Origin of the sequence: Paraclostridium benzoelyticum (genome assembly GCF_001006285.1) — a bacterium.
Taxonomy (GTDB): domain Bacteria; phylum Bacillota; class Clostridia; order Peptostreptococcales; family Peptostreptococcaceae; genus Paraclostridium; species Paraclostridium benzoelyticum.
The window spans coordinates 1-12,292 of sequence record NZ_LBBT01000212.1 but is presented as its reverse complement, the minus strand read 5'-3'; the positions used below and the strand labels follow the sequence as shown (position 1 = coordinate 12,292).

The window sequence follows — 12,292 nt, the reverse complement described above, 5'->3', positions numbered from 1 at the left end:
ACTAATAAAAGGCTGATTTTAAATCAGCCTTTTTTCTATATTCTTTCTAATTTATATATAACAGGATGTAATCCATCGTTACAAGAATGTATTGCAACTCCCTCTTGTTTTACATAAGGGCTGTTGTTCCCTAATGCTAAAAATTCAACTTTACTTTCTAATCCTGTCCATGCTCCTTTACAAAAACGTTCTGGCATTTCACAGTTTTTTGATATAAATTCATCGCCAACTTCGCCCTTAGCACAAACTAATGGCATACTTTCTTTTGCATATTCTATAAAGATGTCATCTACTTTCAATTTTTTTAATATAGTTATTTTTACATCTGAATACTTTTGTACTTCCATATTATTCCCCTCCACTAAAAATTTATATAACAAATACATTTTAAACTAAAATTTATTTATTATAAACATAAATAAAAGAAAATCTCGAAGTCATTAATGCCTTCGAGATTAAAATCATTTATATTAACATAAGTCTACAACTTGAACTTGATAAACAACAGTTATAATTTGACCTGGGACCATAGTTCCTAAATTAAATCCAGCCGATGGATTATAATCTGTATGAACTATACCATTTACAGTTACAGATCCTAATACAAATATAGAATTATTAGGAGTATAGTCTAAAAATACTACATCTGTAGCATTTATGTTTCCTATATTTTCTATCGCAATTGTATACGTTATTTTTTCACCAATAGTCGCATATTTTTTATTTACCGATTTAGTTACATTTAGATTTCCATATGCGATATTAGTTGTTACTGTATTTGAATAAGCTGTATCACTGTATGGTGATTGTTTTGGATCTACTAAATATTTAAATGGTATTACAGCCTGATTAGTTACTTTATTTGATTCTGGAACTGAAACCACTATAGCACTAAACTGTACTATCACAACATTACCTATTCCAATATCACCTATACTAAATCCAACTGTAGGGTCATAAGTTGGCTGACTTACGCCATTTACAATTACAGAACCTGATTTAAATTGTGCTCCTGCGGATGGAGTATCTTGGAATAAAACCTCCGTATTTATAACATTTCCTATATTCGTAAGAGTTATAGTATAGTTTAAAGTATCTCCTATCGTTGCTATTGCTTTATCTACAATTTTAACTGCTGTAATTTTTCCTAAAACCACATTAGTAGTTACTTCGTTACTTGTTTGTGTCTTTGTTGATGTCGATCCACTTGGATCCACTTTATAACTAAATTGAATTTGTGAAGTATTGCTTACATAAGATGGTGTTGGTAAAGCATTTATCTTAGCATCAAAAGTAATTGTTACAGTTTGATTAGCTCCTAAGTCTGATAAATTAAATCCTGAAATTGGATCTAATGCTGGATATAAAACATTATTTATTCTAACAGTTCCTGATACATAACTTAGCTCTGTTTGCAATAAGTCTGTAAATCTTAAATTAGTTGCATTTACATTTCCTGTATTTGTAATTGTTGAAGTATAAGTTACTATATCATTTACCTTTGCATACAATTTATCAACTGATTTTATATTTGATAAACTTCCAACATTTACATTAGTCGTTACTGTATTTGATGTTGATGATATAGGATAATCACTACCTTGTGGATCTACTTTGTATACCCCATTCGATGTAGCATAATTTGTTACTTGTGGTGGCGTAGGTAAAGAGTTTACAGTTGCATTAAATTGCACTAAAGATGTATTACCTGCAATAAGATTAGTAGGCAAATTAAAACCTATTATAGGGTCGTACGTAGGATAGCTAACACCATCAATTTTGACTGTTCCTGTTTTAAATATAGCTCCATTTGATAAAATGTCTGCAAATACTAGGCTAGATATAGTAGTATTACCTTCATTTTTGACTAATATATTATAAGTTAATGTGTCTTGTAATGTTGCATATATTTTATTTACAGTCTTAGACATACTTAGTTTTGGGTAAATTATAATCGTATAAACTGTATTTGAATTTATTGATTTACTATAATTTTGGCCAGTTGGATTTACTTTGTAATTAAATGATCCTACAGCATAGTTTAGTACTGAGTCATGTGTTGGCTGCTGTATAACAGTCGCTGTAAATACTACAGTTACAACTTCTAATGGATCCATTTCACCTAAGTTAAATCCATCATTAGGATTATAGTCTTCATAAGTTGTTCCATTTATTTTTACTGAACCTACATTAAATGTAACATCAGACTGTAAACTATCTGTGAAAATCACATCTGTTGCATTAATATTTCCATTATTAGTTAATGTAACTGTATAAGTTATTATATCTCCAGTTGTAGCATATCCCTTGTTAACACTCTTTAATATATTTAGTGATCCTACATTTATTTGAGTAGTTACTGTATTTGAGTTCGTTTGTCCGTATATATCAGTTCCATCAGGATCTATTCTATACATAAATGTTAAATTAGCAGTGTTACTTACTAATGATGGACTTGGCAATGAACTTACTGTTACATCAAATTTAACAACAACAGTATCTCCTGCTATTATATCTCCTAAACTAAAACTTGAATAAGGATTATACCCAGGTTTTGAAACATCATTTATAGTCACTGAATCTGTAACAAAAGTTAATCCTGTTGGAATTACATCTCTAAAGTTTATATTTTTAGCTGTTACATTTCCATTATTTAAAATATTAATCGTATAAGTTAGTACATCTCCAATTGTAGCATATGATTTACTAACAGATTTTGTAGCACTTAACGATCCTACATTTATAACTGTACTTACAATATTGCTTGTGGATTGTTTTGATACTGGAGTTTTATCTGGATCTATTTTGAAATTATAATTTACTGATGAATTATTATATAAAATATAATCTGTTGCTGGAACGCTATTAACTTTAACTTTAAAACTAACACTTGTGTTTCCATATCCTATTATATCTTCTAAATTAAACCCTACATTAGGATTATAGTCCGGTTTATTTATCCCATTTACATAAACTGATCCAGCTTCAAATGTTGCATCTGTCTGAATTAAATCTTTAAATAAAATACTTGAACAAGTTGCGTTTCCTTCATTTTCTATATTAATTGTATAAGTTAATATATCATTTATAGTTGCATATAACTTATCTACTGTTTTGTTACTATTTAATAACCCTAAATTGATAAAAGTAGTAACTTTATTCGATGTAGATGTTATTGTAACTGGATCGTCACTTGGTGTCAATTTATAAGTGAATTCTACATCTGCAGTATTCTCTACTTTACCTGTTATAGGCAATGAATCTACCATAATACTAAAAGTTACTGTATGATAATTATTTGGTATTAAATCACTTAAAACAAAGCCTTCATTAGGATTAAATGTTGGTTGTGAAATTCCATCTACCACAACTGTCCCTTCATTGAATGATGTTGCATTCGGTATTAAATCTGTAAATGTTAAGTTAGTTGCATTAACTGACCCTGTATTTTTTACTGTCACTGAATAAGTTAAATTATCACCTACTGTTGCGTAATTTGTGTTTACTGATTTTGTAAGCGTTAATTCTCCTACAGCAACGAATGTCATAGTTGTATTTGTATTTATAGTTGCATTTATTAGGTCTGTTCCTACAGTGTATTTATAATTTATAGTTGCAAAGTTATAAATTGTATTATCTAAAGGTCTACTATCTACTGTAGCTTGGAAAGTCACCGTGGTAGTTGTATCTGGTTCTATATTGCTTAATACAAATCCTTCATTTGGATTATATCCTATTTTTTGTTGTCCATTTACATATACAGAATCTTCTATAAATGCTAAATTAGAATCTAAAGCATCAATAAAGTTCACAAACTCAGCAGCTACATTTCCTTCATTAACTATATCTATGGTAAAGGTTAAAGCATCTCCTACTTTAGCTATATCCTTATCTACAGATTTAGTAGCAGACATGATAGTATCATATACATATACAGTAGTTGTATTAGAATCTTTAGATTTAGTTGTAGGGCTTCCATTAGGATCTACATAGTATGAATAATCTATAGTTGATTTATTTAATAATTGATTATCTAGTGGTATTTGATCTACTGTTACAGTAAATGTAACTGTAGCCTGATTCCCAATATCTATATCATCTAAATTAAATCCTACTTCTGGATCATAAGTTGGTTTATTTACTCCATTTACATATACTGATCCAGTATTAAATAAAGATTCTTCCTGTATGCTATCTGTAAATTTCAAATTTTTTAATATAGTATTACCAGTGTTTGATATAACAAAACTATAAGTTATTACATTATTTAATCTAACCACAGTCCTGTCTGAAGCCTTCGTAAATGTTAGATTTCCTAATCTTATATAAGTTGTTACAGAATTACTAGCTTTATTAGCTACTGTACTACTTCCATTTGGATCTAGTTTATATGAGTAGTTAATATTTGATATATTAGTTACATATCCATCATGCGGAACAGAGTCTACATTTACATCAAATTTAACTGTAACTGATGCTCCTGGAGCTATAGTATTTAATGTAAATCCTGTATTTGGATTATATTCTGGATATGGAGTTCCTCCTATGCTTACAGATCCACTTACAAAACTTGTATCGTTAGGAACTAAATCTGTAAATATAGTATCAGTTATATTTACATTACTGTTATTGGTTATTACTGACGTATAAGTTAATACATCTCCTACCGTTGCATAAGTTTTATCCACACTCTTTGTATTTGTTATATTTACAGTTACTACATTAGTTGTAACTGTATTACTATTTAAAGTTGCATCAACATATGGTAATGTTGGACTTAGTCTATATTTAAAATTAATATTAGCACTATTATTAATTTGTGGAGGATTAGGGATACTTGTTACTGTTGCTTTAAATGTTACAACAACATTTCCTCCAGGTAAAACATCATTTATTGTAAATCCAATATTAGGATTAGCGACTGGAATATTTACTCCATCTACAAATACAGACCCATCTACAAATGTAGATCCATTTGGTATTATATCTTTTAAATTTACATTAGTTAATGGAACTGTACCTGTATTACTTGCTATTATTTCATAGTTTAATATATCTCCTACCATTGCATAAGATTTGTTTACTGATTTAGTTAAATTAGCCGAATATGCGTTTATTATAGTAGTTACTATATTACTTGTTGATGTATTAGATATTGGTTGCTGATTTGGATCTATATAATATTGATATGATATTGTAGCACTATTTTTAATATTATTAGGACTTGGTAAACTGTCTACTTTAACTTTAAACTCAATATTTATAACCTGACCTATATTAATAGTATCTAAGTTAAATCCATCATTAGGATTATAACTTGGCTTATTTACTCCATTTATATAAACCGACCCTGCAATAAATGATGCTTGTGATTGAATTGTATCTGAGAATATTGCATTTTTTGCGCTTGTGTTTCCGTTGTTTGTTACTGTAAATGAATAGGTTAACGTATCTCCTACTAAAGCATATGATTTATCTACATTCTTAACCACATCTACTTGAACATATGGATCATACGTTTTTACAGTATTTGAATAAACAGTTTTAGTAATTAGTGTACTATACGGAGTCTGTTTATAACTAAGCGTAACCTCTGAAGTATTTGGTATATATCCAACCGGACTATTTTCAACTATGGTTGCTCCAAATACTATTGTAGTAGTATCCTCAGGGTGCAAATTATCTAGTGGAAACTGTGTACTAGGGTTATAATTTGGATAATTTATACCATTTATATATAAACTTCCTTCATAAAAATCAAGATATGAACCTGTAAAATCTGCAAATTTCATATTTGTTAAATCTACATTTCCGGTATTTTTAATTACTGTTGTATAAACTAAATAATCCCCAACTTGAGCATACATTTTATCTACCGATTTTGTTACCGTATATGAGGCTTTCTTAATAATAGTTTCAACAATATTACTATAAATTGTATTAGTTAAAATATTTCCATCAGGATCTGGTTTATAACTATATACTAAATCCGACTGATTGTATATTATGTTAGGACTTGGTACAGAATTTACTTTAGCTTGGAAAGTCACTTCAACAGTTGCTTTTGAACAAATAGTCCCTAAAGTAAATCCTTGATTTGGATTATAATTTGGATAGCTTATTCCGTTTATAGCTACACTACCAGCTATAAAAGTTGATTCTTGTTGAATACTTGATAAAAATACTGTGTCTGTAGATTTTAAATTGCCGTTATTAGTAATTTTTACAGTATAATATAAAATATCATTTATAATCGCATAATCTTTATCAACGCTCTCAATAATGTTCATACATGTGTAATTTGTCATAGTATCTACTTTATTAGAATCTTTTTCAGATTGTACATCTCCTGTTTCAGAAGATATTTGATATTTAAATGGTACTTGCGCTATATTTTCTATTAAGCTTGCTGGGTCAACCTCATTTATTAAAACCTTATACTCCACTTCAGTTATTGCTTTAGGTCCAATTGCTTCTGGTAATATAAATCCATCAAATGGGTTTAATGTTGGTTCTATTATTCCATTAATTTTAACACTTCCATCTATAAAACTTGCCCCTGTTATTGTAGGTTCTAATACTTGAACATTTGTCGCATCTACATTACCTGTATTAGTTAATCTTAATGTATAAGTTACTGTATCTCCTGCTTTTGGATAATTGTTATTATTACATCTTTCTGCAATTACATTAATATACTGAATTATGGTAGAGGTAATATTACTTGATATAGTTTTTTCTCTTAAATATCCATATTGATTAAATATATATCCAAATGAAACATATGCATTATTATAAACTTTTTCAGAAACTGGGAGTGACTTAACTTCGCATTGGAAAACAATTTGTGTAGATTCTTCTACATCTAAGTCAGGAAGAGATATTCCGTCTATAGGATTATATTCTGAGTGTTCAACTCCATCAATTATTACACTTCCATCTACAAAAGAACAGTTTTTATCTATCTTATCTTGTAAGAATATATTCTTGCCAATTTCTGTTCCAATATTTTCTATGTTGATTGTATAAGTTATAGTGTCTCCAATGACTGCAGTTGACTTTGATGAAGTTTTTGAAATTGATAAAACTCCATCTTGAACAGTAAGTTCTAAAGTATTTGTTTTAGCATAGTTAGTGATAGTATCTATTCCTGAAATAAATTGATAATTATAATTTGCTGCTTGTTTTAATAATCCTCCAACTGGAACTGAATTTACTCTAACTGTAAATAATACGTTCTTAATTCCATGTGCAGGAATAGTTCCTAAGTTTATTCCTACCGATATGTCAGCGGTTGGATATGAAACTTCATTTATAGTTACAGATCCTGGAATAAATGTAGTTGATGAGTCTATGTTTGATGACACAATAACATTGCTTGCGTCTACTGATCCAGAATTTTTTACACTTAGTGAATAAACCAATTCCTCTCCAACTTCAACCTTATACTCTCCGTCTCCGTCTATGTCATAAGCATCTAATGTAGCTGTCATATTAGGTGCATTTACATTTACTTGAGATGCAACAGCTACAAGTTGTACTCCATCTCCTATCACTGATGAATTCACTTGGCCTGCTAATAGCGTTTGATTTGGCACTATAGTTTTGGTTATATCTACATTAGTTATATCCCACTTATTTCTTGCTCCTAGTTTTTGTATAGGCACAAATCCATCATGATTATTGCTTCCATTAGTTCCACTTATATTTATTAATCCATTGTTGCTATTTAATGGGTTTACTATGTTTATAAGTCCTGAAAAGAAACTGTTCCCTGGATTGTTTGGTGATGTTCCAGGATTTGGATTTGGACTATTTACAGTATTACCTATATTGCTAAGTTGTGCAAATGATGGTCCTACATAAGCAAAATCATCACCATTTAGTGGTTCTCCATTTGCACAAGCTAAAAATACATATCCTTTTAGTTTTGAAATATCTGAACTTGTTGTAAATCCTGAAATAGTTGATTGTAAAGGAGCACCTGGCTTAGCTACAGATATCCCTGACTGATATATTACCTTTTGAGGTGGTAAACTATCATTTCTATAAATTACAGAAAGTGTCCATCCCCCCCTAGTATTACTAAGCCCTGTTTCTGGAATACTTATAGGTACATTTGATACTGTATAATTTCCAGATAAAGAATCTTGTATATATGAAGTTACGTTTGCTGCTCTATATCTATCTATAGTTCCAGACTCACCTGTATTTGTATCTGTGTACTCAGGTGAGATTTGATAACTTCCTTTTGGTGTTGTAAAAGTTATTGGATCATCTTGAATACTTCTAAGGTCATCTGATCCTTCTACATTGCTTTTTACAGTTGAATACCATAAAAGCTCTGCATATAGTATTGTACTATTTGATAATATATTTAAATTAGCTGTACTTCCAGCCTCTGACCAATCCCTCGTTGTACTTCCATTTGGTTTTATCATATCAGATGTATTTATTGCTATCTCTGTAGTGCTTCCACATACTACAAAACTATTTCCTGTAGCTACTAATACAGCTTTATCAATAGCTGTAAATCTGGGTGTTAACGGCACAATATCTCCTCCTAATTTTTTGTACTTACAAGGCTTAATTTTAACCCTTTTATATACTATTACTGATTATCTTTTTAGTTGACTGTTTTATATATTTTTTAATTATTAAAGAATTTGTCGTATCACAAAGTATTTGAGATGAATATAGTTTATTAAAAGGAGTGATTTTATGTCTTTGGATATATTGAATATGACAATAGATAAAACTCAAAATATACCTATATTAGTAGGAAATACTTCCTCATTTAATATAAAAATAAAAAACTTAAGTAATACTCTAAGACTTTATAACTTAAGTTTGTTTTTAAATTTACCGGATGGAATGGTTCTTTCTAGTTCAACTCTACCTCAAACATCTAGTGTTCCTAATATAGACGGTAGTGCTAATTATTCTTGGGTTAACTTAAAAGATTTGGCGCCACTTGAAGTCGACTATACTTTTTCTATTACTGTACAATGTAATACTAAATTTAAAAGTGGTGATACAATACCTTTTGACTATATATTTTCAGGAATTACAGTTTTATGCCAAGTTGATACTATGCCTAGAGGCTCTTATGATATAGGAAATCAAATTTTAACACAACAATTAGATATGACTTTTAAAACTGTACGATTTTACAGTACTATTTCTACTTCAGGGAAAGTTTTAAAAGGTGCAGGAACTTCTTCTAACTTAGATAACTATACACAAATTCAAACTACTACTTGCAAATTTTTTAATAATGCAGTATCCACATCTTCAGTAAATATATCTATATTATTAGAAGATGGAATTAGATATATTGGAAATATATCTATATCTGGAGCGGACTCTTCAAAATTTATTAATCCTACTATAAGTTCTGTAAATATTGATGGTAAAATATATACTCAAATTTATTATGGAAATATTAATTTATCAATAAACAGTAATACGACTTTAACTTTTAATTACGCTGTATGGAATCAATATAATAATAATCAAGGTGATTTTATAATTCATGGAACTGTCTTAAATATGCATGTTAATATGTATTCAGCTGATCCTCTTATAGTCTCAAATTCAAATAGCGAAACTAAATTTACTGCTATGGACTTAATTATAAATACTTATACAAATAATAGATTAGTAGATGTACAAGATTATGTTACGTATACTTATACATTTAGCGTTGGTCAATACTATGATGTAGAGGATATAATAGTTAATTATTATTTGCCAGATGGTATATCATATGTTTCAAGTTCATCTACCCCAACTTCTATTGACGACAATCCTGTTATTCAAGGTCTTAACTTAACTTATAACTTTAGCTTAGCCGCTCAAAATTCTAGTACAACTATTACTATCTATGCTAAAATTGATAGTTATTACAGATATAAAAAAGATTCCCAATCTATAAATCTTCCAGTAGTTGCATCAGACCCATTTTTAGCTACTACAAATATTTTAGGAATACTTATAGGACCTTTCTCTACAGTAACTGATAGTTCAAGTACATCATCTAGTATAAGTGTAGGTTCTATAGATAAACAGTTTATAAAGGGATACTATAAAGATGGAACTCCTAAAAATATAGATACTCTAGCTCCTGGTGACTTAGCTGAGTATTTATTATCATATAATGCTTCTAGTTTAAAAGCTATTCAAAAAGAAGTTTATATAGATGACTTTTTCCCTCTTTCAGTAGATCCCATAGATAACTTAAATTATATATATACAGGTTATAATCCTATATTATCCCCACAACTTATAAGTCCTCATGGTGTAGATTTTTATTATGGAGATATTCCTGGATTATCATCTTCTAGTATTAATTTTAAAGTTCCAATAGCCCAACTTGGTTCATCTACTCAAAATGTAAACTTGATGAAATTAAAAGGAATTAACACATACGGGTATGCTTATAGCAATAGAGATCAGGTTAACTTTAATATAGGTACTCCAAATTTACAATTAACTAAATCTGTAAATGGTCCTAATAAAAATTCTATAAAAGTAAATGAAGTTTATACCTACTCAATTACTATATCTAATACAAATAATCTAGGTACAGAAACCGATGCTTTTAATTTCATACTTTCTGATACTTTGTCTTCATGGTTTGTAATTGATCAAAATAGTATAAATGTTAGTGGTTCTGGTAGTTATAGTTCTATCGATATGCAAAACGAAAGTATATCTGTTAATATAAATAAATTATCTCCTGGTCAATCTCTAACTTTAACTTATAAAGTAACTATAATTTCTACTTTAGCCCCAAAGGTTACTATAAAAACCACTGCAACTAATACAAACCCTTATTCTCAAATATATGAAGAAGGGTCTACTAATTTTCAATACTCTAATCTTATAAAAAGTGCATCAACTACTTTATCATCAGCATCTATAACTCTTACGAAAACTAATATCTCAGATGTATTTAAAGTAGGATCTCCCATAACATATATACTTAGTGTTGCTGTTCCTCAAGGAACTATAGCTTATGGGTTATATTTAAAAGACATACTTCCAAGTGGTGGTCAATCTTATTTAGGGCCAGCTTCAAGAAATAACGAACCTATAACTCCAATAATATCTTCAAATACAGTGACTTTCCCTAGCGAGGGAACAATTGATGCTAGAGTAACTTCTCAAACTATTAAATATAATATGACATGTACAATAACAAATGCTAACAAAACGCTAAACTCAACTACATCAACCCAAACAAACTCTATACAATGTTTTTACCAACAAATTCAAGGAGGTAGCTTTTCTAGTGTTAGTAAAAATTTATCTGTTACTATAAACCACCCTAACTTAGTTATGAATCTAACCGCGATAGATAAATCAAATTCTACACTTTATAACCAAAATGCAAATATAACTACTAATTCCATTATGCAATTTAAGCTTACGTTCAAAAACAATAGCTCTATTAAATTAGTAAATGGAACTATAGAAATACCTCTAAATAATAACTTTTTGTTTACTGAAATAAATACATCTATATTTTGTAATGCTTATTACAATAGCTCTTCTAATAAAATTGTTATTTCTATTCCTATACTAGATGTTTCTAATACTGGTTATGTAATATTTACAGCAATACCTCAATCAACGCTTAGATCTGGTACATCTATACCTACGCAAGCGACTGCTATATCTTATTATAATGATATATCTACTATAAAAATATATGGCGGCGAAAAAAGCAATATAATAACTTGCTCTTTATCTCCTGGCGTATCTCTTACTCCAGACCCATTAACTAAAATAAATGATTCCACTTCATTTATAGTTACACAACCTGGTAATACTGCTGTTATAGTTGACTACTTCAAAAATATTGGTGGAGGTTATGATGATTTCACATTAATCATGCAAAAAGTAGGAATACCATACACACTATATATCGATAATATTAAAATAGCTGATATCCCAAAAAATACTCTATATCAACAAACATTGCCTATCATGTCAAATTTAGCACCTAATACAACTAAAATTATAAAAATACATGCTTTAATTCCTTACGATAATCCACTTGGAACTAGATATGACTTTATAGTGACTGCCAAGTCAGTTACTAATCCTTATCCTGAACAAACTGTATTAAATATAGATCCAAGTTTTTAAAGTACAAAAATCCCTTATATAAGACTATTTTTTAATCTTTATATAAGGGATTTAACTTTTTATTTGTTTTAAATTATTATCAAAATACATATATAAATTTGTACTAGTAAATATTAATTTTTTATTCATTAAATTT

The 12,292-nt window shown here is 29.1% G+C and carries 3 protein-coding genes; 1 reads left to right on the top strand and 2 read right to left on the bottom strand.

The window, feature by feature from the left end:
• Window positions 1–35: 35 nt before the first annotated feature.
• Both VN21_RS10110 and VN21_RS10105 read right to left on the bottom strand, forming a co-directional pair.
• Window positions 36–347, bottom strand: coding sequence for a TIGR04076 family protein (locus VN21_RS10110; protein ID WP_046823157.1), 312 nt, complete (start codon window positions 345–347; stop codon window positions 36–38).
• Window positions 348–470: 123 nt separating this feature from the next.
• Complete coding sequence (locus tag VN21_RS10105; protein WP_046823156.1) at window positions 471–8,552, bottom strand: DUF11 domain-containing protein; 8,082 nt, start codon at window positions 8,550–8,552, stop codon at window positions 471–473.
• 169 nt (window positions 8,553–8,721) lie between these two features.
• Between VN21_RS10105 and VN21_RS10100 the strand changes: the two genes are divergently transcribed.
• Window positions 8,722–12,156 carry an isopeptide-forming domain-containing fimbrial protein gene (locus VN21_RS10100; protein ID WP_046823155.1) on the top strand — a complete coding sequence of 1,145 codons (3,435 nt, stop codon included), beginning with the start codon at window positions 8,722–8,724 and terminating at the stop codon, window positions 12,154–12,156.
• Window positions 12,157–12,292: the final 136 nt, after the last annotated feature.